27 protein-coding genes, 1 other RNA gene and 1 pseudogene are annotated in these 26,972 nt (G+C 41.6%); 10 read left to right on the top strand and 19 right to left on the bottom strand.

All coding sequences use genetic code 11. From position 1 onward, the window contains the following. Nucleotides 1–244, bottom strand: a 244-nt coding sequence (locus tag FE839_RS23395; RefSeq protein WP_138363124.1) for a helix-turn-helix domain-containing protein, incomplete at its 3' end; no start/stop codon positions are given. Between the two features lie 102 nt (nt 245–346). Between FE839_RS23395 and FE839_RS23390 the strand changes: the two are divergent. The 7 genes and pseudogenes from FE839_RS23390 to FE839_RS23360 all read left to right on the top strand — a co-directional run. After that, nucleotides 347–1,060 (top strand): annotated as a pseudogene (locus FE839_RS23390) (DUF6387 family protein); the annotation flags it as partial. A gap of 100 nt (nt 1,061–1,160) precedes the next feature. Further along, nucleotides 1,161–1,367, top strand: a complete 207-nt coding sequence (locus FE839_RS23385; protein WP_138363123.1) for a helix-turn-helix transcriptional regulator — start codon at nt 1,161–1,163, stop codon at nt 1,365–1,367. A 334-nt stretch (nt 1,368–1,701) separates the two neighbouring features. Next, a complete protein-coding gene (locus FE839_RS23380; RefSeq protein WP_138363122.1) occupies nt 1,702–2,913 on the top strand; it encodes a tyrosine-type recombinase/integrase in 1,212 nt (403 codons plus the stop codon). Then, nucleotides 2,906–4,267: a site-specific integrase gene (locus FE839_RS23375; RefSeq protein WP_241675671.1), complete on the top strand. Its 1,362-nt coding sequence runs from the start codon at nt 2,906–2,908 to the stop codon at nt 4,265–4,267. The genes FE839_RS23380 and FE839_RS23375 overlap by 8 nt, the downstream gene beginning before the upstream one ends. Further along, nucleotides 4,260–6,143 (top strand): DNA-binding protein, encoded by a 1,884-nt coding sequence (locus FE839_RS23370; protein WP_138363121.1) that lies wholly within the window; start codon nt 4,260–4,262, stop codon nt 6,141–6,143. The genes FE839_RS23375 and FE839_RS23370 overlap by 8 nt, the downstream gene beginning before the upstream one ends. A gap of 34 nt (nt 6,144–6,177) precedes the next feature. Then, a complete protein-coding gene (locus FE839_RS23365) occupies nt 6,178–6,573 on the top strand; it encodes a hypothetical protein (RefSeq protein ID WP_138363120.1) in 396 nt (131 codons plus the stop codon). 116 nt (nt 6,574–6,689) lie between these two features. Next, complete coding sequence (locus FE839_RS23360) at nt 6,690–7,103, top strand: hypothetical protein (protein WP_138363119.1); 414 nt, start codon at nt 6,690–6,692, stop codon at nt 7,101–7,103. Nucleotides 7,104–7,478: 375 nt separating this feature from the next. On the opposite strand, the gene FE839_RS23355 is transcribed toward FE839_RS23360, so the two are convergent. From FE839_RS23355 to smpB, 13 genes are all read right to left on the bottom strand, one after another. Beyond that, nucleotides 7,479–7,769 carry a hypothetical protein gene (locus FE839_RS23355; protein ID WP_138363118.1) on the bottom strand — a complete coding sequence of 97 codons (291 nt, stop codon included), beginning with the start codon at nt 7,767–7,769 and terminating at the stop codon, nt 7,479–7,481. 11 nt (nt 7,770–7,780) lie between these two features. Continuing rightward, nucleotides 7,781–8,371 carry a DUF4755 domain-containing protein gene (locus FE839_RS23350; protein WP_138363117.1) on the bottom strand — a complete coding sequence of 197 codons (591 nt, stop codon included), beginning with the start codon at nt 8,369–8,371 and terminating at the stop codon, nt 7,781–7,783. Between the two features lie 207 nt (nt 8,372–8,578). Next, nucleotides 8,579–9,757, bottom strand: a complete 1,179-nt coding sequence (locus FE839_RS23345; RefSeq protein WP_138363116.1) for a relaxase/mobilization nuclease domain-containing protein — start codon at nt 9,755–9,757, stop codon at nt 8,579–8,581. Then, nucleotides 9,757–10,170, bottom strand: coding sequence for a hypothetical protein (locus tag FE839_RS23340; protein WP_138363115.1), 414 nt, complete (start codon nt 10,168–10,170; stop codon nt 9,757–9,759). Before FE839_RS23340 ends, FE839_RS23345 begins: the two co-directional genes overlap by 1 nt. A 188-nt stretch (nt 10,171–10,358) precedes the next feature. Next, the gene (locus FE839_RS23335) at nt 10,359–11,072 is read right to left on the bottom strand and encodes a hypothetical protein (protein WP_063863645.1); all 714 of its coding nucleotides are present in this window, start codon (nt 11,070–11,072) and stop codon (nt 10,359–10,361) included. A gap of 10 nt (nt 11,073–11,082) precedes the next feature. Next, on the bottom strand, nt 11,083–11,283 hold the full coding sequence (locus tag FE839_RS23330; protein WP_138363114.1) for a hypothetical protein: 201 nt from the start codon (nt 11,281–11,283) through the stop codon (nt 11,083–11,085). A gap of 341 nt (nt 11,284–11,624) precedes the next feature. After that, nucleotides 11,625–13,946, bottom strand: coding sequence for an AAA family ATPase (locus tag FE839_RS23325; RefSeq protein ID WP_138363113.1), 2,322 nt, complete (start codon nt 13,944–13,946; stop codon nt 11,625–11,627). Beyond that, nucleotides 13,909–14,595 (bottom strand): ABC-three component system middle component 1, encoded by a 687-nt coding sequence (locus tag FE839_RS23320; protein ID WP_138363112.1) that lies wholly within the window; start codon nt 14,593–14,595, stop codon nt 13,909–13,911. The genes FE839_RS23325 and FE839_RS23320 overlap by 38 nt, the downstream gene beginning before the upstream one ends. Beyond that, on the bottom strand, nt 14,585–15,823 hold the full coding sequence (locus FE839_RS23315; protein WP_138363111.1) for an ABC-three component system protein: 1,239 nt from the start codon (nt 15,821–15,823) through the stop codon (nt 14,585–14,587). The genes FE839_RS23320 and FE839_RS23315 overlap by 11 nt, the downstream gene beginning before the upstream one ends. A gap of 160 nt (nt 15,824–15,983) precedes the next feature. Beyond that, the gene (locus FE839_RS23310) at nt 15,984–17,231 is read right to left on the bottom strand and encodes an integrase domain-containing protein (protein WP_138363110.1); all 1,248 of its coding nucleotides are present in this window, start codon (nt 17,229–17,231) and stop codon (nt 15,984–15,986) included. A gap of 263 nt (nt 17,232–17,494) precedes the next feature. Then, entirely contained in the window at nt 17,495–18,700 is a 1,206-nt protein-coding gene (locus tag FE839_RS23305; RefSeq protein ID WP_138363109.1) for a DUF4236 domain-containing protein, read from the bottom strand. 294 nt (nt 18,701–18,994) lie between these two features. Further along, nucleotides 18,995–19,357: a transfer-messenger RNA gene (gene ssrA / locus FE839_RS23300) on the bottom strand. A gap of 146 nt (nt 19,358–19,503) precedes the next feature. Continuing rightward, nucleotides 19,504–19,986 carry an SsrA-binding protein SmpB gene (gene smpB, locus FE839_RS23295; protein WP_138363108.1) on the bottom strand — a complete coding sequence of 161 codons (483 nt, stop codon included), beginning with the start codon at nt 19,984–19,986 and terminating at the stop codon, nt 19,504–19,506. Nucleotides 19,987–20,136: 150 nt separating this feature from the next. Here smpB and FE839_RS23290 point away from each other — a divergent pair, with 150 nt between their 5' ends. Beyond that, on the top strand, nt 20,137–20,574 hold the full coding sequence (locus FE839_RS23290; protein WP_206665985.1) for a type II toxin-antitoxin system RatA family toxin: 438 nt from the start codon (nt 20,137–20,139) through the stop codon (nt 20,572–20,574). 1 nt (nt 20,575) lies between these two features. After that, on the top strand, nt 20,576–20,854 hold the full coding sequence (locus FE839_RS23285; RefSeq protein WP_395034114.1) for an RnfH family protein: 279 nt from the start codon (nt 20,576–20,578) through the stop codon (nt 20,852–20,854). Between the two features lie 68 nt (nt 20,855–20,922). On the opposite strand, the gene bamE is transcribed toward FE839_RS23285, so the two are convergent. The 3 genes from bamE to nadK all read right to left on the bottom strand — a co-directional run bounded on the left by bamE (nt 20,923) and on the right by nadK (nt 24,038). After that, on the bottom strand, nt 20,923–21,264 hold the full coding sequence (gene bamE / locus FE839_RS23280; protein WP_138363105.1) for an outer membrane protein assembly factor BamE: 342 nt from the start codon (nt 21,262–21,264) through the stop codon (nt 20,923–20,925). Nucleotides 21,265–21,411: 147 nt separating this feature from the next. Continuing rightward, complete coding sequence (gene recN / locus FE839_RS23275) at nt 21,412–23,073, bottom strand: DNA repair protein RecN (protein ID WP_138363104.1); 1,662 nt, start codon at nt 23,071–23,073, stop codon at nt 21,412–21,414. 86 nt (nt 23,074–23,159) lie between these two features. Then, nucleotides 23,160–24,038 (bottom strand): NAD(+) kinase, encoded by an 879-nt coding sequence (gene nadK / locus FE839_RS23270; protein WP_138363103.1) that lies wholly within the window; start codon nt 24,036–24,038, stop codon nt 23,160–23,162. A gap of 123 nt (nt 24,039–24,161) precedes the next feature. On the opposite strand from nadK, the gene grpE reads away from it, so the two are divergent. Further along, nucleotides 24,162–24,752: a nucleotide exchange factor GrpE gene (grpE, locus tag FE839_RS23265; RefSeq protein WP_138363102.1), complete on the top strand. Its 591-nt coding sequence runs from the start codon at nt 24,162–24,164 to the stop codon at nt 24,750–24,752. A 68-nt stretch (nt 24,753–24,820) separates the two neighbouring features. On the opposite strand, the gene FE839_RS23260 is transcribed toward grpE, so the two are convergent. Then, nucleotides 24,821–26,110 carry an HlyC/CorC family transporter gene (locus FE839_RS23260; protein WP_138363101.1) on the bottom strand — a complete coding sequence of 430 codons (1,290 nt, stop codon included), beginning with the start codon at nt 26,108–26,110 and terminating at the stop codon, nt 24,821–24,823. An 18-nt stretch (nt 26,111–26,128) separates the two neighbouring features. Continuing rightward, the gene (locus FE839_RS23255; RefSeq protein ID WP_138363100.1) at nt 26,129–26,920 is read right to left on the bottom strand and encodes a cytochrome C assembly family protein; all 792 of its coding nucleotides are present in this window, start codon (nt 26,918–26,920) and stop codon (nt 26,129–26,131) included. Nucleotides 26,921–26,972: the final 52 nt, after the last annotated feature.

Here is a 26,972-nt window from a genome sequence, read left to right as displayed (position 1 = left end):
CCACAGCATAATCAACAACAGCCCGCTCAGTGGCCTCATCGGTTCGGTTTTTAAGGTTAGGAGCGCGACGGCTACGATTTATCAACGCATCCACGCCACCTTTATCGGCCAGCTCACGATAACGATAAAACGTATCGCGGGAGACGCCCATGATTTTGCAGGCCTTCGACACGTTGCTGAGTTCTTCAGCCAGATTGAGCAAACCGGCTTTGTGTTTGATAACGGGATTGGTAGTATGAAGCATGAGAGTTACCTCGTGTTTTGTATAAGGATTCGACACCCATATCAAAACCGGTAACTCTCAACCTTTCAAGGCCATGTGTCAGATCAAGTCGCGACTAATACACATGAAGAATTCGAAGCAGAAGCGGTCAGGCTTTACATTGAACGGATTTTCAGTGGAAAACCGTTTCTCATTACCGAAAAACATCTTGGCTATCTTACCAGAGAAGATACCCTGTACCAGCCACCTCACTTCTATCTGACAACAACTGAAAGACTGGCGCAACTCAGTATTGTCGGGCTGCGAAATTCACTTTTCTTCTGGGAGGGTGGTGATGAGTACTCGGTTAACCGCGAATTCCTCGATAGCCCTGTTTCAGAAGCTCTCCCCAAGTTGTTCAGGGATACTGTCATGGTCGAAATCGATCTTGCAAACGGGACAGATGAAGAGATCGCTGAATCACTCAAAGCTGCGCTACCTCAATGGCGTAAAGTACGGGGTATCGAAGCCGATACATCTGATTCGATCAGGTTTGGCTATGGCACCATCAAGAAAATCATTAATTACAGACTCATTCCCATGATCGACATCCTGGTATGGTCAAAATTACATAAAGTACGTATATCAGAAGACCGCCTTTCTCGCCTGTTGTATACAGATGACGATGATGAGATCAACACTCGCCTGAACCACCAAATCAGGGATACAGACAAACCCCTTGCTTTGAAGGCGGCGAGTATACCTTTTATTCGCCAGTTTCATCTGTTCATCAACAAGAACAGCCATTTGAAAAAGATCAGAGTTTCAGAGGTGATGAAAATCTCAGATTCTGACTAAGGCTAACCTCTATTAGCTCTGGCGTTCTCAGCTTCTGTCTCTTTCTTGCTGATTCACTCGTATAGTCATTCCCATCAAAACGACACAAGAGGAAACGACTATGAATCAGCACAACACCCGTCTTATTCGCCTCCCTGAAGTTCTCAATCGAACCGGTTATGGTAAAGCCTGGATCTATCAGCTAATCAGCAAAGGATGCTTCCCAGCGCCAGTAAAAATTGGATCTCGTGCTGTTGCTTTCATTGAAAGTGAAGTAGATGAATGGATTCAATTGACTATCGAAAACTCAAGAAAGCACGTTGCCTGATTAAATTAATAAAGGCCTTTCTTTGGAATATAAAAAACTGCAATTTACCAATAATGTAAAAAATAAATGAATAAAAAGTATGTATATTTTACAGAAAAATTTACAGATTAAAGTTAACTTAGTATTTCTAAGGCTCAGAGGTAAACTGATAAGTATTAGGTAAACATAATAAAAACTAGATTCACCTTATATAAGGTGCGAAAATTTTAGCACTCATATTATTGAATTGAAACAAAAATAAACAAATTAACAACTATTATTTTTGTAAAAAATAATAGTGTCATTTATTAATATATATCACCTGTGTATTAATGTAAAATTTAAAGGAGATGATGTGAAAAAATACAGCGTTAATTCTTTTGTTTTTGAAAGTGGAGAAAGGTTTTGCCATGTGATAGATAAAATATCAGGAGAGCCTTTATATTATCCAAACCTCTATATAACTACACAAGTTAGAAACAGATCAAAGTCGATCAACACGATGGAGGCTATTGGCGGAAATTTGGCATTACTATATCGATTTTTTTCTCTCAGAGGAATAGATATCAGAGAGAGAATAGCTACGTTGCAATTTCTGGATCTTAATGAAATTGATGATTTGGCTGATTTCGTTTCGAAAAACTTCAAAGACAAAAGAACAACATTTTTGCATGAGCATAGTGTTGTTAAAGAACCGACAAAATATTTCAGGTTGACCGTTATTATTAATTATCTTGAATGGCTGTGTGAAGTTCACACAATCGGAACTAAGAGTAAAGATAATCAAAAAATAATGGACAGTTTTATTGATAAGCTAAAAAATAAAAGACCATCAAATGAAAACGGATATAAAAATCAAATCCATGAGAAAACATTAAGCAGAGAACAGCTTGATATTTTATTTGAGATAGTCAGACCTGGCTCTGAACTTAATCCTTTTGCTGATGAAGTTCAGTCAAGAAACCGATTGATTATATTACTCCTTTTTTCTTTTGGGATCAGGGCAGGAGAGTTGTTAAATCTTCGCATCAGGGATATCGATTTTTCTTCAGGAATGATTGTAATAAAAAGACGACCCAATGATAAGTTTGATCCAAGAGTTAATCAACCACTTGTGAAGACTTGTGAGAGAATGTTTTCTGTGGGCAATACATTAATGGCTGAGTTATTTAATTATATTATGCAGGATAGGCGTCATGTGAATAATTCAAAAGGTAACGATTTTCTCTTTATTACATATAAAAAAGGATATTCACAGGGAAAACCATTGTCTTTTTCTGCATATCATAAAATTATTAATATGATAAGCGAGACTTCACCTGAACTGGCCGAACTAACAGGACATAAATTAAGACATACATGGAATTATGAGTTTTCCTCACTGGTAGATGGGATGGATGAGACTTTTTCGGAGGAAAAGGAAGAACAAATCAGATCGTATCTTATGGGATGGAAAACGGGTTCTGGAACGGCGCAAATTTATAACAGAAGGCATTTAGTTGAAGAGGCTCACAAAACTTCTCTTGCCATGCAGAACCAACTGATGGAGGGATACATTAATGAATGATTTAAAATGTCAGGAAGATAGAGTGCTTTTAAAAGCAAAACAGTCTGACTATTCATTTTGTATCAATGATGGACAGTGGAGATTAAACAGAAATAGCCTTGTTAATGTTGAGGCAGTATCTCTTCTCCTTGAATCAAAATTAATTGATGGATATCTGAATACGCTTGCTTTTTATGCCTGTCGATATAGCCCCAGCTATGTATCGAAAATAAATAATGCCATGAATGATTTTATTAGTAAGGTATCCCCTGAATATATTGATGAATCGGTTATCTTAAACTACAGAGCTTCACTGCCTAAATGGAAAATGCAGAATTTAGTGAGTTTGAGATGTTTTTTCATCAGATGGCATTCTCTGGGCTACTATGGCATTGATGAAAAAGTAATAACGCTTCTGAAAGCAACAAGGTTAAAAGTTAAAGAAGCAGGGAATATCATAAGACAGGACAACCCGGATAAAGGGGCATTGACTGATAATGAGCATGAGGCTCTGAATCAGGCTATATACAGTGCTTACAGAAATAAAAAAATAGCACTGCATGAGTTTTCTGCGGCATTGTTAGCGAGTTTTTCAGGGCGAAGACCATTGCAAATCATGTCATTAAAATTGAAAGATATAGTAAAAGAAAGGACACGCAATGGCGAAGTGAGGTTTCTTATAAATATTCCCAGAGTTAAGCAAGGTCTTGGGTTCAGGCAGTCTTTCAGGTCATTGAATATTAATAAATCTATGTTTGATATCCTCAACCAACAAGCCAGCGCCTCTGTTGCACTTATTGAATCTCAAATTGGCAGGGCACTTAAGCCAGCAGAAAAAGATGAGATTCCCGTTTTCGTTGACAGAACCCATTGTAAGATGCTGGTCGGAAGAGAGAAAACCTTAGACTTACTAGTTTCTGACAGACTTCATGCATCAAAACATACTGTTGATATTATTCTGAAAAAAATAATTAAAAAAGAAAATGTGATTTCGGAAAAAACGGCACAGCCCATGAAAATGAGTGCGCGCAGGCTTCGTTATACCATTGGGACAAGACTGGCCCGTGAAGGATGTAGCGTACAGGTTATTGCCGAACTGTTAGATCACTCTTCAATCGCCAGTGCAGGAATTTATATTGAAAACCTTCCCGATAATGCCGAAAAAATTAGTCAGGCAGTTTCTAAGAAACTGGCCTTTCTTGCTGATGTTTTTCTTGGGAAAGTGCAGGGGGATAGAGCCAATGGCAATCATGGTTTATTGACGAAAAAAACATGTTCACCCTGCGTCGATACTTCAACAATACCATGTCATAGCTGTATTTATTTCAGACCATTACACAATAATGCTGATAACAAAGAGGTGATATATGAATAATGTCATTGTATTCAAATCTCACTCCGATTTAGATGCAGAAAGAAATGTTCAGGAATTTATCAGCTTTTGCCGTGGTAAATTAACCGTGTTCGGAGCAGATCTGAAATGGGATTCGCCTGTCTGGAGAGGTATTGCCATTTTTAGAAAATTGGACTCTGGCTGTGGCACATTTAAAGATGAATACCTGTTAGATAAAAACTTTGTAGATTTTGCAAAAAGCTATATTCGATATCAGCAGGCACTGAACCCAGTTAAAAAGCCTGGTACAGCAATAACGGTGTTGAAGTGCCTGGAAAAAGCACTTTTACAGGTTCATCAAAATGCTTATGTTTATAATACATCGGTCATTGTTCTTGATGAAGCTTTGCAGATTGCAGGTCAGCATTATGGAAAAAATTTTCTGTATAAATGTGGCTATGAGATTGAAAAACTGGCTAAGTTTTTATCTGAATATCATTTTGTGAAGTGTGGCTTCCTTGGGTGGGTCAATCCGGTCAAACCCCATACTAAAAATAATTATCTTCCTGAGAAAGAAAATGAAGACAGAAAAAATAAATTACCGGATGAGCGAGCTTTACTCGCTATAGCCGAAATTTTTTCCCGACCGGATGAAGAACTCAGTGAGAGAGATCTGTTTACAGCCTCAGCTTTTGCGCTACTGATGTGTTCACCAAGTCGTGCCTCAGAAATACTGGCCTTGCGTGCTGACTGTGAAATTACCCGAAATGATAAAAATGGGGTAGAGCGATATGGGCTGCGTTTTTATTCCGTAAAAGGCTATGGTGCTACTATCAAGTGGATACCTGACGTAATCGTGCCCGTTGCTAGAAAAGCCATTAGCAGACTGCGCAGACTGTCTGAAAACGCACGCACTCTTGCAGGATGGTATGAATCCTCGCCGGATAAATTTTATAGACACTCGCTTTGCCCTGAAGTAAGTGAAGATAAACCCCTTGATGTTATTCAGGTTTGCCACGCGCTTGGTTATCCACTAAATGATAAGAAGCAATGTATTGAAAAACTGAAGCGCACGAGTCTCGACGGGGGCACTTCGTTCCTGAATCCAAAAGACGGGCATTACACACTGAGAAAACTATGGAAAATGATAACTGGATTATTACCTGCGGATTTTCCCTGGTTTGATGAAGAGAAATCAGTGAAATACAGCAATGCATTGTGTCTTTTGAATCTGCATCAGTGCCATGATCTGAAAATGACAGTTGATTACGTATTATACAGGCCAACCTATGACTTCTTTACGCAGGATATAGAGAAGGCAAGAAAAAACAGACAGGTAATGAAAAATATCTTTGCGCGTTACGACTATCTGGATGATTCAGGTAAAGCGTTATATCTGCGCTCTCATCAGCCAAGACATTTGCTAAACACACTTGCTCATCTCGGTGAATTATCAGAGTTAGATATCGCAAAATGGTCGGGTAGAGTCAGTGTGATGCAAAACCGAGACTACAACCATACTTCGCAGGAAGAGATGCTTGAAAAAGTCGAGACACTGAAGCTGGGGAATCATCGTTATTGCTACCAGCCCAAGCCTGGTGAGATTCTGCCTGTCGGGACTGGAGTGTTTAATGATTCAGAGAGTGGGGCTATTCATTTAACACCTCATGGATATTGTATTCACGATTACGTCATCCCCCCTTGCAGGAAATTATCTGAAACCGCCCATTATGGATGGGTAGGGCATAGCAAAATGAGTGAACAGCAAAGAGAACAAAGCATTAAAAAAATCCGCTCACTCTGGCAAATGGCTAAAGATGCTGTGGATGATGATCATTATGGTGCCGATAGATGGGTTGCTCACTACGAAAAAGTGTTGTCCATTTTAGACAAAAAGATCCCGAAAAATCAAAAATAACTTATAAAAATTAATAAAGTAAATAGGTGGTGATATGGCAAAACATTTAACAAGAAAAGATATAAATAAAATTAAAAGCACCATCCAGACATGGAATGGTAAGTTAACATGGGATTCATTATGTGAATCTGTAAAACCACATATTGGAAAGAAACCCACTCGACAGTCATTGAGTATGCACAAAGATATAGTGAATGCATATCTATTGAAAAAGGAAAAATTAAAACACGATGAAAATCCTCTTAAAAAACCTGCTAACCTGAGAATTGCTGCACAGAGGATAAAAAATCTGGAAGCGGAAAATGAAATTCTGAAGAAGCAAAATACCAGATATAAAGAACAGTTTACACTATGGCAGTACAATTCATATAAGTATGGACTTAAGCCACATCAGCTAAATGAACCTTTGCGTGCAAAAAACGATAATTAAGTAAATTTGATATTACATTCTGTAAATATATTTTTACTGTACTATTGATTTTTAATTTAAAAATGTTATTTATTGATCGTCAGGAAGACCTAACTTAACGTGCAAGGATGCATATTATGAAAAAAATAAACGTCAATCTTATGGAAAGATATCTTCTTCTGCTTGATAGATTTGTGGATAAACTTACGCAATCAGGTTTTGAAGATAAAGAAATTATAGAGAACGCGTATCTTTTTTGTGCAGGATTTTATATCAAATACCAAAGTGGTATAGAAAAAATGACCTTCTCCAACAGGGAGGTTGTTTTAACCTTCCTGCTACTTTCATATTATAGTCATATAAATAAACTGGATGATGATTTGATCAACAAAGAGCGTATGAAGCATGTATGTTCTTCATTGATTAATTTTATAGTCAGTAATAGTAGCCGAACAGAGAAAGTCTATGCTAATGAGAAAAGGAAATATGAGGCTTCGACCTTAAAAAGAGGGTTATCCATGAAGGATAAAAGGAAAAAGTATGGGCTGTAGTTTTGTATGGCATCATTAAACTAAGCTAACTTATAGTTTGAATTTTAATATTACCATTCGTACATTATCACTCTACTAATTTAATCAATACATAAAAAAGCACCCTTGCAGGTGCTTTTGGTATTTTAAAATGATAATCTGCATCAGCCCATAGAGGCAACATCACCAACAATAAGGTTGCTGATGAAAAAGAAGGAGTGGCGTATGAACAAAAAACGCTCCCGTGCATTAAAGGTGATGTTGTTTATCCTTTTAATGGTGGTTAGCACATCTGTGTATTAACCATTGGGATAACAGCCAGTGGCGCAATCCACTGGTTGTTATCAATTTACTATCTATGACGTACTTTATTTTGTTTGTCAAATATAATTAAGGTTATTTAGATGGTGCCATTGCTTTCCATGAGTCATCGGATTTAATAAACTTTAATTCCATTGTTGATGCTCTGTCGCCTACGATTGGTAATTTTGCATCGAATTCTACCGAGCAGAGATAACTGCCATCACTCTCTTTATCTTTACAGGCAATTTTCTTGGAAGAATTCAGTGTGCCATGCATCTCACTCATAAAGCTCTGCATGGCTTGTGAAATATCTGCATCCGATGGTTCACTGTTGCAGCCTGTCAGCATCATGGAAGTTAAAACCAGCATTATGATTTTTTTCATTCTTGTTTTCCTTACTTTGCATCAGCGTTTACGGTTAAGTCAAAAACGGTCATCCACTGCATCATCTGTTTTTTTAAGCTAATTAATCCCTTCTGATCTTTATAAGATCCTTCTTGAGGAAAGAATCGAATATGCCACTCAGGGTTTCTGATGTCTTTAACCTTGATAAAAAATCCTGTGTCATTAACGTTTTCACCAAGAATCTTATTGTTAATTAAGTTGGTTGTAGGATTAAGACCTGAAGTGAGGATTTGACCACCTGCGCTAATGTTATATTCCCAGCTTTCAACATCGGAGAAAGCGTAGGTTTTTTCGTTTAACCCATCTTTTAAATAAAGCTGTTTTTTGGCTTTATCTAATCGCATCTCCTGATTATGAAATTTGTAGATAAATACGCCATCTTCATTATCATTCAGGTAGCTAAAGATGGTATTTCTTTTTTTATTTTTTAACCACGCACCCCAGGCTGTAATCATCAACATTGCACAGACAAAAATCCACACAACCCAATACTCTGACAATGCTTTAGCACCAAATAAACATCCAATAAGAAACGGAAGAAGGATTGCTAACATTACACGCTTCATCATGAGATATCTCATACTTCAGTTCCTGTATGTTCAATACGTGGATAGAAAAATAGGCTAGTAAAATCAACCTATTATCCGATTTATGCATGAAAGTACATTTTGAACACTTCTAAGGACATAGCAAATTGCTTGTACCGATCGATTATTTTCATTTGATTGTTGCAGGCTATCAATATAAGAAAATCGATCGATTTAAACGATCGTTAATATGTAGAGAAATCAGGGAAGTAGGGGCTTATGGGCTTTTGGGTGGGAACTTTTTGGTTTGAAATTATCCGTTTTGGGCTGTCTCAGGCTTACAGAGGACAGATGAATCATGGACACAGAAAAGAACTTTTCTGGGCCATTGAACGCCTTTAGAAAGGGGATACGCATCGTTTTAAGTGCGCTAATAACACTCACAATATAAGGTATGGTTGCGATCCAACGCATTGTCATACTTGTAGGTTTTGTGGGGGCTGTATCAGGTCTTGGTAAGGGTACCCTCATCTCAGGGTAAATCTTTTCATCAGGATAGTCTTCCACTATAGGTATGACAGCTTCGTAGCTGCGATGGGCAGCAGGTTCAGGGATGACAGGTCTTTCATCTCCAATGTGTGAACTGGAATTCATCGAAATCATTGGTTCCAAGTTCTTCCAACTATACTTCTTACCAAGTTGGGAAGCTTTGAACACAACGCCTTTGCATTTAAACGAAAATCCATTCATCTTGCCAGTTGAGGCAATGTTGCTTTTCGCCGTAATCCCCATGCTATTCAGCTTTTCAACGAAGTCATCAATTGCTATAGGATTTAGCGTTATCGAATCTATAGCCCTCTGGATGATGGATTTAGGGCATGGTTCACCAGTTTTCTCCTCTAACATAGCCTCATTACGTGATTTTTTACGTTTTACTGGCGAGGTAGAAGGTTTCAGAGCATCAGGTCCTTTGGTTCTGGTTAACTGGTAGTCTTTTTCAAGTTCCTGGATGATACGTGTGCTGATAAGATTCTCATTCTTCCCAAGGTAGAGCTTTCCGGCATTAAGAGACGCTCTGCTGGCGATGATATGGATGTGCTGGCCATCTTCGTCGTCATGTAGGATGTAGCATCTGAGATGCGTTTCAGAGAACCCCATTCTTGTCATGTAGTCATCTGCGATGCAGAACCACTGTTTAGCCGTTAGTGATTCACCTTTAGGTAAGCGAAGCGAGTTGTGCCAAACAGCCTTTTGCACGTCAGGGCGAAGCTGTTTGGTGCTATCAAATTCAGCGATCAGATCTTTAGCGGCATTGCCAACTATCGTTATATTTCCGCCGATCACGATAGGGTCTTTTTTATGATGAGAACCGGGCTTTAACGCATAGAGGACGACGCCAGCAAAACTCTTTCCTCTGCGGATTTTTTGCATCCCCTTCATTATTTATCACTGACAGATCGATTTGCTGACAGAAGGGCATCTCTTAGTGCTTTTATTCTTTTTTGCACCGTATAAATTTCAGTGATAGTAAAAGGACTATCGTGTGATTTAGTGTTGAGATGCTGAACAAGGTTGTTCAGATCCTGAGATGCTTTGGCAAGGTCTTTCCAGACAGTTAGATTTATTTCAGGAATTTTGGGAGGGAGACAATTCAATGCTGACATACGCATCCAAACAGCACGGTTGAGATCCTCTCGTAAGCCATCAACGTAAGATAACTCGGCATCATTTAATCTGATACTAATACAATGAGAACGTGTCTGCTGAGAGGGTAATTCAGCAGAAGCGAAATTTTCATAGCTACAGATTCTGAATGGCTTGATGTTATTAAAAGTATGATTTCTATCATTCATATGAACTCCTTTCATATAGTAAAGTAAAATAAGCATCTCCGTTATGCTTATTTTACTTATATGATAGATGCTGAAAATGTCAATGTATGCAGTTGATTTTGCTTTTAATTTTTTCAACCAAAGGGCGGAAAAACAAGGAGCAACTCAAAGTATCACCGAAGGAGATGCTGAGAGTTAGCCCTTGCTTGTTATTGTTTGATGGCAATAAGATATTCTAGGGTTAGGTTTTGAATTTCATCATATTTTAATATCATTCTATCGACATTTATTGTTTCTTCTTTTCCTCTATGGGAGTTGTTTTTTAATTCTAATCTGGATATTCCTGTGATTGCGATTCTATCTAAACTACCATCAATATTTAAATAGAAATCGTTAAGAATCCCACTATAGAGATATGTGTTTTTACCTGAAACAATCATGCATGTTATGCGGATGAACTCACTTACACTATTTTTATCAATAGAGGTAGGTTCTATTTTACCTTTAAGCTCATAATACCAAGGTAAATTGAAGGCAAAGGCTGAAGACTTATAAGGATTCAATTTAAACATTAGCTTTTGTAAGGCCAATCCAGAAGCATATGCAAGTGTGAACACTAAAAAGAAATAACTTATAATCCATCTTCTACTATCGATTATTTTATTAATATCAACTGGTTGTAATTTTTCGTTGGTTAATATCTTTATGATTATTGAATAGTCAACCGATTTACAAAATAAAAAATAAGAGATAGTTAATGAAACAGTATGAAGGATTAAAGTTGCAAAAACAGATTGAGCTGATGTCGCGTCTAAACCCTTAGATTCAAGAGTGGTGTTTTCCTTTTTGTCGTACCTTTTAATATAAAGAAAACCTGGCAGCATAAGAAATAAAATGAAGAAAGCTTGAAAAGCAAGATTCACTATAATATCCCTATTTAGCTACAGGTTCTTTACTTTTTATATAGTCATAAAATTCTTTAGAATTAGTAGACATAATTCTATAAGTATCACCATTAGATAATTCTACACTTCCTGAACTCTGATTACTACCTATGAAGGTTTGCATTTGTTCTTTCCCCTTAGGGTCTCTAAGGATAGTTTTAATATCTTTACCCATAAGCGCTTTCATCATTCACCTCAACTTAAACTGTTAATATACTGTGTGTTATAGCACACAATCACGATAAAGTCAAAAATCCATTTGCATATCAGATGTATCATGTGATATGGACATACTCCAACTTAGGAATTTCCGTAATGATCAAGAAGTAAATCCATTTTGATATAAAATGACTAAGTACTTAATTATCGGTTATCATAAAAAATATTTTTAATTCAGCAATCTGCAAACCTACAAATTGAGAAGAGTCTCCAAAGTCCATTGATGTAATTGAATATTCTTAGAGTATAAATCCTCCTAAATTTAAATTTATTTATACGGCTGAGATATTTGTTATCTCAGCCGCTGGGTATTCACTTGCCAATATGTGTTTGCATATTAAATGGCTTTTGCGACAAGCCTGCACGCATGAATCTAAACCTGAGATATGAAGAAATATTATCTTCATGTGATGAGAGTATCAACTGCCTATTACTTAACTCACAGCGTAGTAAATCGCTTAAAGAGGCAATATTTATCTCGTCGAGAGATTGAGCTGGATCATCTATCAGAACCAGAGGGGACTTCGCATACACTTTATTAAGTGATAGGAAAAAGGCCAAACTTAATGCCGATAGTTGTCCAGAACTCATTGACATGGTTGCGTCATGTTCTGATTTTTCTGCTGTGCAGAACCTCAGTCTATCTCCATTCCCTTCATCTATAAATAGTCCTAAGCCACGTTGGTAGTTTTGGATAAGTCTACCGCTATAAATATGGAACGTTAACTCTATATCAGCGATGGTTTTTTTAGAATAATCTTTGTTTAGTATAGTGAGTTGTTCCTTTAATGTGGTAATTTTCTGTTTAGCATTTGTTAAGGCTTTATCCATATCTAACAAATCGCTAAGCTCTTTTTTTAAAGTTTTAAGTCTAAGATTATTTGCTTCAATCTTTTTGTATAAGAAGTATTTTTCCTTTTGATTGATCTGTGCTAAGTCTAAGTTGAAAACATCGTCTGGTGTGGCGAATGATTCATTCAAGACTGATTCCCAACCTCCGGGAAGTGTGATCAGCTCATTTTTCTTTTGCTTACGTATCAGCGATATTAATGATTCTTTTCTTGATTCTATTTCTTCTGGTATATCTGTAAAAGTCTGCGGGTAAGATATTCCGATTTGTGAAAGCCTATCATTTATTTTTATTATTTTTTCGAAAATACTCTCAGCCTTTTGTAAACTGTCAAACAACTTTTTGTCAAATTTAAGTTGTGCTTGTGTTTCGACTAAACGCTGTATTTCAGCATCCTTATATTTATTTATTTCATCAAGTTCTGTTTGTAGTAGTTTCCCTATGTCATTTAATGAGCCTTCTAATGCTTTGCTTTTAATATCAATCGCGGCTAATAAAAAATCTTTTGTGAGCCAGTCGTGCCCGCAAAGTAAACAATTTTTTTCTGATAAAGATGTAGCCTTCTGATGTTCTTCGGTTAATTTCTTTCTTGCCTGATTAATATCGACAAGAATAATATTTTTCTTGCCTATTTCGTTTCTATAATTATCTCGAAGTTGTAAACGCCTTTTGAAATCTATGATATCCAACTTCACATGAGATTCAATTTTGTCTATATCTCCCTGAGTTATAGAGTCTTCTTTTTTACGTAAAATGCCTAAAGATAAATTGATCCCATTGTTAATCTTATTCTTTTGAGTCAGTTCTGGGTAGTATTCAATATGGTGTCCTACGTTTATAACCTCTGTTAAAAGTTCTTCGTTTTTTGTTATGAAATTTTCTATTCTGATATTATCGATTATTACGCGAAGCTGTTCCTTGTTAGTAATTAGGTTTTTAATCAAGGAAATTTTGTTTTCATTTACTCTTGTTGTTTCAATGTCAGAAAAAAATGAAGGGTTCTCAACATCCCATGATGGTGTATTAAGATGGGTTGAGATTTTTTCATATTGAACAGGATTATTCTCATTCGTTCCCAACTCACTTATCGCTTGGATTTGTGATATCAGAGAGTTTCTCTTTTCAGTGAAATTAAGGCCATTGAATTTTCTTGTTAATGCCTTTTCAACTCTACCACATAAATTTATATTGTCAGTTAGTTCACTGACATTCATTAAACCACCGATAGCATTTTTTCGCTCTCTTATACTTTTAGCGAAAATAAATGAACTCTGACCTTGTTCAAGATAGTTGAGAAAGTTGTAGTTATCAGTGAATTTTTCGCCTAATATTTCATCAAGTTCATTTTGTGTAATTAAGGTACTATTTTCGTAGGAGTCTAACAACTCTAATTTATGGAGTTTAAATATATTAAAATTATCTGCTTTATTGTTCTGTATTATTTTTAAATCGTCTGCAAGTGCTTTACGTGAAAAGTAAAGTTTTTCATTGTTATCATCCGACATCTCCACACTGATTTCGATATCCTCCTCTCCATTTGTTTTATTCCAGAAAAGGTTATCACTATAATTTCTAACGCCACCTAGCATTATTGTTTGACATAGTTGTTCAATTCTCTTTATTTTTCCTGTAAACAATAATTCTAAAGCATCATATACGCTTGTTTTGCCATATCCATTAGGGCCTTCAAGTGTCAACAAAGAAGAACTCTCAAAATCGAATTCGACTTTATCAAAAGCCTTGAAGTTATTTATTCTCAGCTTTGATAGCTTCCAGTTCTTCATTTATTAATTCCTCAATTAGCATTTCTAAATTAATATCAGTTTGTTTATTTGCTGTGCTGATCTTATTATATGGTTCAGATAAATTTAATGAATCTACCAGCGTATTGATTTGGAGATCAATTGGAACAATATCCTTTTCTATATCAGGCATCTCTAAAAAAGGAAGCTTAATGAAAATTCTAGCTGCCATATTATACAGGCTAGGTCGGGATGGATCTGATTTATATATTGAGAATTCTTCATGATCTGAGAGAACTGCTTTAAGATTGCTGAAGTTCTTCCCGGAAATTAATTGGTTCTCTTCATTTGAATAATACAAAACATATTTTTTGAAATGATAAGCATTTTCTTCTATATCAAATATACTTTTTTCATATTGCTTGTAATTTGAAAGTTTGTCGAGTTGGAATACTATTATAAGGTCAGTATTTTTTGCAAAGGCTGGAGCTTCTAAAAGTTCAGTTGGGGTGTTATTAATTACTAACTCATTAATAACAGTCGCATCTTCAAGTTGATCGGTTCTGTAAGTTATTATATATCTGCGTAATTCACCTTTTTCCTTTTTAAAGAAGGATATTTCATTTGACTTGCTTTCTATCTCAATAAAATGATGATCTTCAATAGCCTGTTTTATAAATTCATTCAGCATTTAGTTCTTCCTCGGCCTTGTCTGAAGACAATACCCTTAAATTAAACTCTTTTACAATGTGGTTATTTTTTTCTTGAGTGCTTTGAACAGTTGTAATCTTCTCTGATGTAGCTGATATTATAGTATCCTCTGATATCTCATAGGCTATAATATTATTATATTCATAAAGCAATGAGGCAAGGGTAGCATTATCTCGTATGTGTTTTTTCAGGTCTTCTTGGAATGAGGTATTTCGTCGTCTTCCATCTCTAATGGTCAATGCTGTTGGAAGATATTTATTTATTTTTTTTGAATAATGAGGTAAGCCGAATAATTTGGGTATGTGAGATATAGCCGAAATTACATCAAGATAATCCCTAATGTCATCTTTATTTATAACATTATTTTCTCTGTGAGGCTGTAATGATGTATGCATTCGTATAGCAGAGCTATCATTTAAACTATAAATAAACCTGAAAACGTTTGAAATTGATTCAATCTGCTTCTCATTAAAATGGTCCAAATCATTGTAGAATTCAGTTTCAATAATAGTGGTTATTTTTTCTTTGGTTAATAATGCTTGATATATTTCGTCTGTCCGATTAAGTGGGGGAGATGTTAGTAATTCCCAAAAAATGCTACTTGCTATTCTATTATGATATGCTGCGTAGTCTTGTTTTTGTCCATTGTGAACTAAGTTATGAATTACAATTACTTTATTAGTTATAAGCTCTGAGAGTAAAGTGGATTTTTCAATAATTAAATTTTTTGTTTTAATCAAATTATTGGTATCTAAAAATAATTCAATTTGCTCATCAATCAATTCATTTATTTTTGATAGTAAACAGTATTTACTATCGCCATAACCGTAAAACTCAACTATTTTTCCATCATTACTTGTATAATTTTCAAAATTATCAAGTTCTTTAGCTACATGAAAATATCTGATTGTGTTTTCATCACAGTCAGTAGCTATACATGCTGCTTTATAAATAGCTTTGACATATTCAGAACGATATTGCGATAGCTTTGCTTTCACTTGATGAGTTGAGATCACCTTGCCATCACAATAAATAGCAAAGTCATCTGTGCTATCTAATTGCAACTCAAAATTATCAATTATTCTCTGTTGAAATGATTTTACAGTTAATAGTTTCAGGCAGTGATAAAGGGCTACTTTACCTTGGTAAACAAAGCCCCCCCAAGAACTGATCGCACTTCCTGGCAGTGTTTCCTCTATGTTAGACATTTTTTATCCTATGAAAATTTTACTGAACATAGCTATAAATCAGAATTCTTACATAGACATACTAATCATTTTTAGTGCGAATGAAATGCAAAATGTTCACTATCTTGCTCACAACTGTGAGAAAGCTCAATTATGAGAGCAGCTAAAGATTTTAATCGGTCTATCCTTCTATTGAGGTTAACTTGCCAATAACACTGATTGATGAGTTTCCAAAGGATGCTGCTTCTACATACTCACCCCACCAGATCATCATCTCTCTACGCTGTTCCAGATACTGTGATCTGTTATAGGCTCTCCTGACTTCGTTAGTATCGATATGAGCTAAAGCAGCTTCAATCACGTCTGGTGGAAAACCTTTCTCGTTAAGCACTGTTGAGGCAATCGCTCTCATTCCATGAGCCACCAACAGATCTTTGAAGCCCATCCGTTTAAGCGCCATGTTTGCTGTCTGACTATTCATAGGTTCAAGTGGATTCCTGTAGCCGGGGAAAACATAATCTCTGTGCTTACTGATGGGCTTCATCACTTCCAGAATAGCCAAAGCTTGCTCAGAAAGTGGAACGATATGCTCGCGTTTCATCTTCATGCGACCAGCAGGGATACGCCATTCTCTTGCGTCAAAGTCGATCTCATCCCAGCGAGTCGTTGACGCTTCGGCAGGTCGGATCATCGTAAGTAATTGCCATTCGATAAGACAGCGGGTTTGTCGTCCGATACTGGCAAATGCCAGAGTTTTCATTAAAAGGGGGAGTTGCTCTGGAGGTAGGGCAGGGCGGTGCTTTACCTTAGGTTTATGAAATGTTCGCCCGATTCGTGCTGCGGGGTTTACAGATACCAGCCCAGAATTGAGGGCGTAATCCATAACTTCATTTATACGCTGGCTTAGACGTTTAACCGTTTCTAGTCTTCCGGCTGCGTGTGTTGGCTCTAACGCTCCGATGAACTGCTGAGCTGTGATGTTAGCAATGGGCATAGAGCCAATATGTGGGAATACATATTTACTCATAGAACGCCAGATATCGTTTAACGTATGAGTTGCCAGCCCCGCTGATTCTTTGGTTTTGAACCATTCGGCAGCGACCTTTTGAAAAGTGTTCTCAGTGGCATTTTTTTGCCGCAACTGTTCAGTTTTTTTATGTTCCTGCGGATCAATATCTTTGCTCAATAGAAGACGGGCATCTTCACGAAGTTGACGTGCCTCAGAGAGAGATACAGCAGGGTAAGCACCAAAGCTAATCATGGCGCGTTTGCGAGTGAAAGGTTTGTAATAGCGGAATCGCCAGAGTTTTGAGCCACCGGGCTTAACCAGTAGTTCTAAGCCGTCCCCGTCATACAGGATAGTGGCACGTTCAGTCGCTTTGGAATTTTTGACTTCGGTGTTGTTAAGGGGCTTTGTCTGACGCGCCATATCATTCTCCAATCACTGGTTAGGCATATGACTCAGACGACATAATGGATTGTATGCCTAAAGATATGCCTAAAAATGTTGGATTTCACTGTATCAGTGTGGACTTTGCTAGACAACAGAAAAACAGTAGGTCTATGCAACCTACTGTTTATTCAGTTTTTTATAGTCTTGTCTGGACTTCACTAGACAAAACGTTGGGGGAAATTTGGTCGGCACAAGAGGATTTGAACCTCCGACCCCCGACACCCCATATCTGCGATAGGTTAGGCCTTCATCAACGCTTCGGATTCTGCGAGTGAGGTCTGATAGCGCTTTACTGCCTCAGCAAAGGCTTGAGCGGCGTCTGCATTTGATACCATATATTCTTCAGTTACCCCAGTTTGAGAATGGAAAGTAATATTTCCATAAATGCAGATAGGGATTTGGTAGTTGTCTTTAAATCGACGGTCTGGTGAGCCATTTTTATTCGTTTTCGCCCATGTATGCCCATCTATGCGTGAGTCACTGGGAACACCTTCTTCCTCATGGAATCTTCGATATTCTGAACTGATTTGTAATTCGCGTAAATCAATCAGAGCGAACGCCCCATCAGCTCGTGGTATGACTGCAACTCCAGGATAAAGCAAAATATCGTCGCCATTCACATTTTCAAATCGCATTGCACGCCCTGTAAATTGAATGAGATCCGTTGAACTGAAATCAAAGGTAACTGGGTGACGATTAACAGACCTGGTTGCTAATGTTCTTTCGGCAAACTGGTCTGTAGCTTTATCTGCAGTAATATCCCATTTTTTGACACTCGATTTTAACATATCGAATGCACGGACCATTGCTGCATATGCGCGCTGTGAAGCATCACTGCTCTCGAAGGTTATGGCTATTTTTGTGCTATCTTCCCATGATACTAGGCGAGATATCTCAGCTTGCGTTACGGGAAGTTCTGTCTCAAGTTCTGCGATGCGTCGTTTGTAAAACCAACGGAATAGACTTGATTTGCGTCGAACCAACTCGTTCTTTTGTTTTGACTCTTCAGCAAGAGCCTCTTGTAAATCAGATTTTATCTCTGCCCTTTGTTCTCGCGCTTTAGCAATCAAATCCCGTAAAGGTAAAAGGGACGAGCTTGTCAGGACTTCCACCGAAGCGCTTGAAATTTCATTCATGCCAGCCATGGGCATATATATTTTAGCGTTCGATGGAGTGTTGCTTGGAAATGATTCCGTCAAGCCAAAATCAGGTTCTGTCGAGGACGGAATTAATGGATTCGTAACTGAGTGGCCATCATCATAGGGCAGGGTAGGTGTAGTATAAGATAAACCCGTACCCGGGAGTCCCACAGTCGCCCTGAGTCCTTTTTTCCCAACATTGACAGTTGCACCAGGTACCCCGATGCTTGCGCTTATTCCACGCTTTCCAATGTTGAGTTTCACGCCAGGAAATAGAGTAAAGGTTTGTCTGAAACGAAGAGACATAAAGTTATCCCTGTGTAGTTTTGTGTACCAAAGTTCGAAATGTTTTTATATGAACATTGAGCTGATACAAAAGCCTATCCTATCCTTAGCTCATCTTCATACCGCCATGATAAAGCGATTAACTTGCTGGTGGAGTAAAACAAAAAAGCCCGCGTAGGCGGGCTTTTTTGTCGCTAGGGAGCCGCGGCTCCTTTGCGTATCCTTTTTTGTCCCCTCACCGTCTGGTCGGTGTCCTGCTGAGACTGCTAACTTCCTGTTATTGCTAGTGATGTCCTATCACTGTCCAATCATGATTGGTGGAGCTGGCGGGAGTTGAACCCGCGTCCGAAATTCCTACATCCTCGGTACTACATGCTTAGTCAGTCTTTACATTCGCCTGGCACCTGCGGACGGACACGCCACTACCAAACTAGCCTGATTAGTTTTAACGCTTCAACCCCAGGCAGGGCATCCACGCGATCTCTTTTGGGTTTGACCTCTCTTTGATCCCCGTCTTAAGAGCGGAAGCTAGGGAGAGAGGGCTCAGAGCAGGTTATTAAGCTGCTAAAGCGTAGTTTTCGTCGTTTGCGACTATTTTTTGCGGCTTTTTACGAGGCCAACCGCCCCTCGGCATGCACCTTGGGTTTCGCAAATCCCGTCGAATCCAGAATCAGCCCCAATGTGTAAATACAGTATAACAGATTTATGAATATGCTTACCAGTCCTCGTTTCGCGGATTATTCCGGCAGGCAGAGCAAAAAGTCAGCATCAACAACAATATAACGCGAGGGCCAGTGAAACTGACCCTCAAGAGCAGAAGGGAATTAACGGCCTGCGTTTTTCATGATGCGCGCTTTATCCAGCGCCCATTCGCGGTCTTTTAGATCGGTACGTTTATCGTGCTGTTTCTTACCTTTGGCGACGCCAATTTTTACTTTGCACCAGGCGTTCTTCCAGTACAGCGATAAGGCAACCACGGTATAACCTTCGCGGTTGATGCGTCCATATAGCGTGTCCAGTTCGCGCTGGTTTAGCAAAAGCTTACGGGTACGCGTGGGGTCGCAGACATAGTGAGTGGAAGCCACCGCCATTGGCGTAAAGTTAGCGCCAAACAGATAGGCTTCGCCATCTTTCAGAATGACGTAGCTATCGCCTATGTTGGCTTTGCCTGCTCGGAGGGATTTGACTTCCCATCCTTGAAGGGCAAGACCAGCCTCGTATTCATCTTCGATAAAGTATTCATGACGAGCGCGTTTATTCAGCGCAATGGTGGCTGATCCAGGTTTGTGGGCTTTTTTCTTAGTCATAGTATCCTGAAGTCATCGTCTTAAAACAGTCGTACCTCAATCCATCCTGCGAGGCGTAATGCGCTATCTTAGCACGAGTTGCGGTACAGCGTTTTTTTTAGCAGTAGATAAATGGTATTATTTGTACCGTGTTTATATGTGGAACCTGCCATGCCTCAGATTAGCCGTACCGCACTGGTGCCGTACAGTGCGGAACAAATGTATCAACTGGTAAATGATGTGAAGTCTTATCCTGATTTTCTGCCGGGCTGTACCGGTAGTCGGGTTCTGGAACTAGGACCAACGCAAATGACTGCGGCGGTTGATGTATCTAAAGCGGGTATCAGTAAGACCTTCACGACGAGAAATACGCTGACCAGTAACCAGAGTATCCTGATGAGCCTGGTCGATGGCCCATTCAAAAAGCTGATTGGCGGCTGGACGTTTATTCCGCTAAGCCCTGAAGCGTGCAAAATTGAGTTTCATCTCGATTTTGAATTTACCAATAAACTGATTGAAATGGCGTTTGGTCGTATCTTCAAAGAGCTGGCCATGAACATGGTGCAAGCGTTTACGAGCCGTGCCAAAGAGGTCTACAGTGTCGGCTAAAATGATGGTCGAAGTCGCCTACGCGTTGCCAGAAAAGCAGTATCTGCAACAGGTTAAGCTGGATGAAGGGGCGACGGTCGAGCAGGCGATCGTTGCCAGCGGTCTTCTGGCGCTGCGTGATGATATCGATCTGGCGAAAAACAAAGTGGGGATCTATAGCCGCCCGGCTAAGCTTCAGGATGAAGTTCATGATGGCGATCGGGTAGAAATTTATCGGCCGCTGATTGCTGACCCGAAAGAACTACGTCGTCAGCGGGCAGAGAAAAACGCAGGGAAGTAATCGTTTCAGGCGCAAATCTTCAGAAACACAAAAAGCGCTCAGTGAGCGCTTTTTGTATCTAAGCAGTCTTACTCCGCCGTCAGGGCCGGTTTGTTGTCAATGTGGGTTAACACTCCACTGCTGTCAAAGGTCAGGGTAAGGGTTTGCTGGGTGACTTTTTCATGCCCGGGTTGCTGACGGAAAACGTAGAACCAGGTATTGGTGCCAAACGGATCCGACATCATTGGAGTACCCAGAGCATAGGCAACCTGTTGCTGCGTCATGCCGACATGAACTTTTGCTACGTCGGTTGGTGCCAGATAGTTACCCTGGTTGATGTCAGGTCGGTAAACCACTCGTTCCAGAGTGGAACAGCCTGCGGTCAACATGAGAAGAACCGCTGCGGCAGCAGTCAGCGTTTTACAGCGCATAGTGATTTGATTCCTTTTTGGGCCCGAACAGTACGTGGCTCGTCTGTAATATGCCGATGATAATAGACCTTTGCCCGGTTGGGAACCTTCGGCTGCAGGTCTATTGGCAATTTGCTGTTCACTATGACTCTGTGAAAATCAAAAAGTTTACGCGGCAAGCAACTCTTTCGCGTTTGCCAGGGTGTTACGGGTGACTTCGCTACCACCCAACAGACGGGCCAGTTCCTGCAAACGGGCGCGTTTATCCAGAGGGCGCATATGCGTTTCAGTCATTTCCCCGTCAGTTTCTTTACAGACAAAGAAATGGTGATGGCCGCAACCGGCAACTTGCGGTAGATGAGTCACGCACATCACCTGGGTTGATTCACCCAACTGACGTAGCAGTTTGCCCACTATCGCTGCTGTCGGGCCGCTGATACCTACATCCACTTCATCAAAAATCAATGCCGGCGTTTCCATCTTCCGCGCGGTGATAACCTGAATCGCGAGCGCAATACGAGATAACTCACCTCCGGAGGCGACTTTGGCAATCGGCTGCTGCGGTTGGCCCGGGTTAGTTGTTACGCGGAATTCGATATGATCCGCGCCTTCGGCAGTAAGATGACGTTCATCAAACGCGACAGTAATGGAGAACACGCCGTGTGGCATCGAAAGTGAGTGCATACTTTCAGTAATGAGCCGAGCCAGTTCATCAGCACTACGCTGGCGCAGGTTGTGCAACTGCTTTGCTGTCTCCAGCGCCTGGTGATGATGTTCAGCGACCCTCTGGCTAAGGGATTCAAGAGAACCGGCGTTATCGTCCAGCAGGCGCTGCTCTTCCAGCAAGGACTGGTAAAATGCAGGAAGTTCTTCAGGGGAAATCTGATGCTTGCGCGCCAGGGTGATTTGCCGGGAAATGCGCTGTTCCAGCTCGAACAGACGATTTGGATCGAGATCGAGGCGATCGTGATAATGACGCAGTTCGTCAGTGGCTTCGCTAAGCTGGATAGAGGCTTCATCCAGCATATCCAACACCCCGGAGAGTTTACTGTCCATGCCGGTTAGTTCGCTCACCAGTTGTTTCGCGGTGTAGAGCAGGTTTTGCAGGTTGGCTTCTTCGCTGTCTGCCAGCACCGTTAGCGCATGCTGACAGGTCGTCAACAACTGACCACTGTTGGCCAGTCGTTTGTATTCTTCATCGATCTGTTCAAATTCACCCGCCAGCGGATTGAATTCATTTAATTCTTTTAACTGGTATTGCAACAGATCTGCACGAGCTGCGCGCTCCTGGCTTTGCTGCTGATGTTGCGCCAGATCGCGGCAACTTTGATGCCACTGGCGATAGTGTTCGTCCATACGTTGAGTAAGCGCATACTCACCAGCGTAGCCATCAAGCAGAGCTTTTTGATGCTCGGGTCTGGTCAGTAACTGGTGCGCATGCTGACCGTGGATCTGGATAAGTAACTGACCCAGTTCGCGGAGTTGCGATAGAGGAACTGCCGTACCGTTAATAAAACCGCGGGAACGACCATCAGCGCTGATGACCCGACGCAGTAAACACTCACATCCGCTTTCCAGATGGTTCTGTTCCAGCCAGCGCTGGGCGGCGGGCGTGTCTTTCAGGGCGAAGCGCGCGCATAAATCAGCCCGGCTGGCGCCTCTGCGAACCATGTCGGCATCCGCCCGACCACCGAGACAAAGCCCCAGCGCGTCGATGGCAATTGATTTTCCGGCGCCGGTTTCACCGGTGATGGCAGTCATACCACTGTGAAAATCGATTTCCAGCTCACGAACGATAGCAAAATTACTGATAGTGAGTTGTGCCAACATAGCTGCCTTCCTGTATGAAAAACCATTACTGTGTTTAAATACAGTATAAACTGGTTTTTTATACAGTAAAGAGGCGGGGCATAAAATCAGAACAATTTTTTTGACCAGCCGAGTTTAGTGCTTAATGTATTGAAATAGCTGTAATCTTTAGGGTGAATGAGGTTGAGGTGATAATCGCAGCGGCGGATCAATACATCTTCACCATCCTGAATCGGGAGGGCTATCTGGCTGTCACAGCTAATCTCCAGGTCGCTGCAGCGCTGGGAGAAACGCAGACGAATGGTACTGTCGCCGTTAATGACCAGCGGGCGGGCCGAAAGCGTATGCGGGAACATGGGCACCAGGGTGATAGCATCCAGCGAAGGCGTCAGGATCGGTCCTCCGGCGGAGAGGGAATAGGCCGTGGAACCGGTCGGCGTAGAGATAATCAGGCCGTCGGAGCGTTGAGAGAACGCAAATACCTCGTCAATATAGACTTCAAACTCAATCATATGCGCAACTTTGCCGGGGTGCAGAACGACTTCGTTAATGGCTGTGCTAATGCGCTTCTGGCAATCTTGCTGGCACACCTGCGCTTCCAGCAGAAAGCGTTTTTCGGCGATATAATGGCCTTCGAGTACGTCGGCGAGCTGCTGTAGCGCGTTATCCGGGTCGAGATCGGTCAGAAAACCGAGATTGCCGCGGTTAATGCCGATGACGTTGATATCGTAGCGCGCCAGCGTGCGTGCGGCTCCGAGCATATTGCCGTCGCCGCCAACGACAACGGCCAGGTCCGCCTGTTGGCCAATTTCCGCCAGCGTCCCTGTTTTAACACCGCTAAGCTGCAGTTCATGCGCGATTTGCTGTTCAACCAGTACGTCATAATTTTTACTGGACAGCCAGCGCCAGAGCATTTCATGTGTGGTCAGGGCGGTTGGGTGACGGGGGTGTCCCACGATGCCTATACACTTGAAATGGTTCTTCATGATCTGGATGTCCTTAGGTTAAATGAATAGTGACAATCTGGCTGTGTTCCCTTGAAACCCGGAAACTGATCCCCATAATAAGCGAAGTTAGCGAGATGAATGCGAAAAAACGCGGAGAAATTCATGAGTAGTAAAGAACAGAAAACGCCTGAGGGGCAAGCCCCGGAAGAAATTATCACGGAGCAGCACGATGACGTTGAGGCGGTAGAGCCTGAAGTTTCGGCTGAGCAGGTGGATCCGCGCGATGAAAAAATTGCGAATCTGGAAGCACAGCTTGTTGAAGCGCAGAAGCGCGAACGTGAAGTGGTGCTGCGTGCAAAAGCCGATGAGGATAACCTGCGTCGTCGTACGGAGCAGGATATCGAAAAAGCGCATAAGTTCGCGCTGGAAAAATTCGTCAACGAACTGCTGCCGGTTATCGACAGCCTGGATCGCGCGCTGGAAGTGGCTGATAAAGCTAACCCGGATATGGTTCCAATGATTGAAGGCATTGAGCTGACGCTGAAGTCAATGCTGGATGTGGTGCGTAAATTCGGCGTGGAAGTGATTGCTGATACCAATGTGCCGCTGGACCCGAACGTACACCAGGCCATTGCGATGGTTGAGTCTGAAGATGTGGCGGCTGGCAATGTTCTGGGCGTGATGCAAAAGGGCTATACCCTGAATGGTCGTACGATTCGCGCGGCGATGGTGACCGTGGCGAAAGCGAAGTAAATAACAGTGAAACGGCTACCCCAGGGTGGCCGTTTTGCTATTCATATCGAGCAAAAAAGTAAGGCTTGCTACGACTCCGCCACGCTTTCGCGAATGGGTTTTACCGGCATCACCTTCACCTGCTTAATCATATTCTCCTGAACATCAAGAATATCAATATCATACTGTTCGATGCGTACGCGGGTACCTGGGGCCGGAATCTCCTCAAGGGCTTCCAGAATGATACCGTTAATCGTGCGCGCTTCATCTTCCGGCAAATGCCAGTTAAACGCTTTATTGATTTCACGTACGTTGGCGCTGCCGTCAATAATCACTGAGCCATCGTTTAGCGGCGTGACCTCTTCTGCAAGTGTAGGGGACATTGACGTCGTGAAATCCCCGACGATCTCTTCGAGAATATCTTCCACCGTGACCAGCCCCTGAATATCGCCATATTCATCCACTACCAGGCCCACTTTTTTCTTATTTCGCTGGAATTTCACCAGTTGCGTGCTGAGCGGCGTACCTTCCGGCACGAAGTAAATTTCATCGGCAGCACGGAGCATGATTTCTTTCGTGAACTCCTTTTTTTCCGTCATCAGGCGATACGCCTCCCGGACGCGCAGCATGCTGATCGCATCGTCCAGCGTATCGCGGTATAGCACGATGCGTCCGTGCGGAGAGTGGGTCAGTTGCCGGACGATAGATTTCCAGTCGTCGTTAATATTGATGCCGACAATATCGTTGCGGGGAACCATTATGTCGTCAACGCTGACCTTCTCAAGATCCAGCACGGATAGCAGCATGTCCTGATTGCGGCGGGATATCTGTGAGCGAGATTCATTAACAATGGTACGTAGCTCCTCTTTGCTCAATGCTCCGCTGATAACGATGTCGGTTTTAATGCCCATCATGCGCATCAGAATGCGGGTGATGGTGTTGAGCAACCAAACAAGGGGCATCATTAATATTTGCAGCGGCGCGAGCAGCAGGCTGCTGGGGTAGGCGACTTTCTCCGGGTAGAGCGCGGCAATGGTTTTCGGCAGCACCTCGGCGAAAACCAGCACCACGAAGGTCAGCACGCCGGTGGCAATGGCGACGCCGGCATCACCGTACAGGCGCATCCCGACAATGGTGCCTAACGCCGAAGCCAGGATATTGACAAGATTGTTGCCGATCAGCACCAGGCTGATTAAACGGTCGGGTTTGCGCAGCAGCTTTTCGACACGTTTCGCCTGGCGATTGCCTTGCTTGGCCATGTGGCGCAGGCGGTAGCGGTTTAGCGTCATCATGCCGGTTTCAGAACCGGAGAAATAGGCGGAGATGAGCACCATAATGAGCAGAGTAACGATTAGCGTAGTGGTGGAGATATGTTCCACTTGGGATTCCTTAAAGACTTAGCTCATGAATTGCTGCAAGACGCGGCTACCAAAATAGGCCAGCGTCAGCAATCCTGCGCCAGCCACGTTGAACCAGACGACCCGGCGCCCGCGCCAGCCTTCATGATAGTGCCCCCAAAGCAGGACGATATAAACGAACCACGCCACAATAGATATCACGGCTTTATCAATATTTTCTGCGCTAAACAGGTTATGCATATAGAACAACCCGGTACACAGCGTCAGGGTCAACAGAACCACGCCGACCTGGGTGATATGGAACATTTTACGTTCGATGCTCATCAGCGGCGGCATTTCGTTGCTGAATATCAGCCTTTTATTCTTCAGTTGATAGTCAATCCATGCCAGCTGTAGCGCGTACAGAGCGGCGATAATCAGCGTCGCATATGAGAAGAGCGACAGACCGATATGTATCAGCATGCCCGGCGTGGTTTCCAGGTGCGTGATGTACTCGTTCGGCATAAAGGTCGCGAAGGCGAGATTGATCAGTGCGAAAGTGTAGACGATGGGCAGCAATAGCCAGCCGCGATTACGCGATGCGACAATGGTCATCACCGTGCAAATCATCAGACTGACCAGCGATCCTACATTTAATAGGCTAAGGTTTTGCCCGCTTTCGCCGCCAGGAAAAATGCGTGATTCCAGCGCGAAGGCGTGACAAATCAACGCAACAGTTGCGGAAAGGATCGCCATTTTCCTCCAACTGCTGTTTTTTTGCAGCAGGCCAGGGATAATCAGCGCGAGGCTGATGGAGTAGGCGACAAGCGCGAGTAGAGCAAAAACAGGCATATGGGCGTCGACTGTTGACTTAATAGTAGAGAAAAGCAGTATAGCGTCACGC

Source organism: Klebsiella indica (assembly GCF_005860775.1).
Taxonomy (GTDB): domain Bacteria; phylum Pseudomonadota; class Gammaproteobacteria; order Enterobacterales; family Enterobacteriaceae; genus Klebsiella; species Klebsiella indica.
Note: the sequence above shows the minus strand (reverse complement) of the source record. Positions and strands in the feature narration are given on the sequence as shown.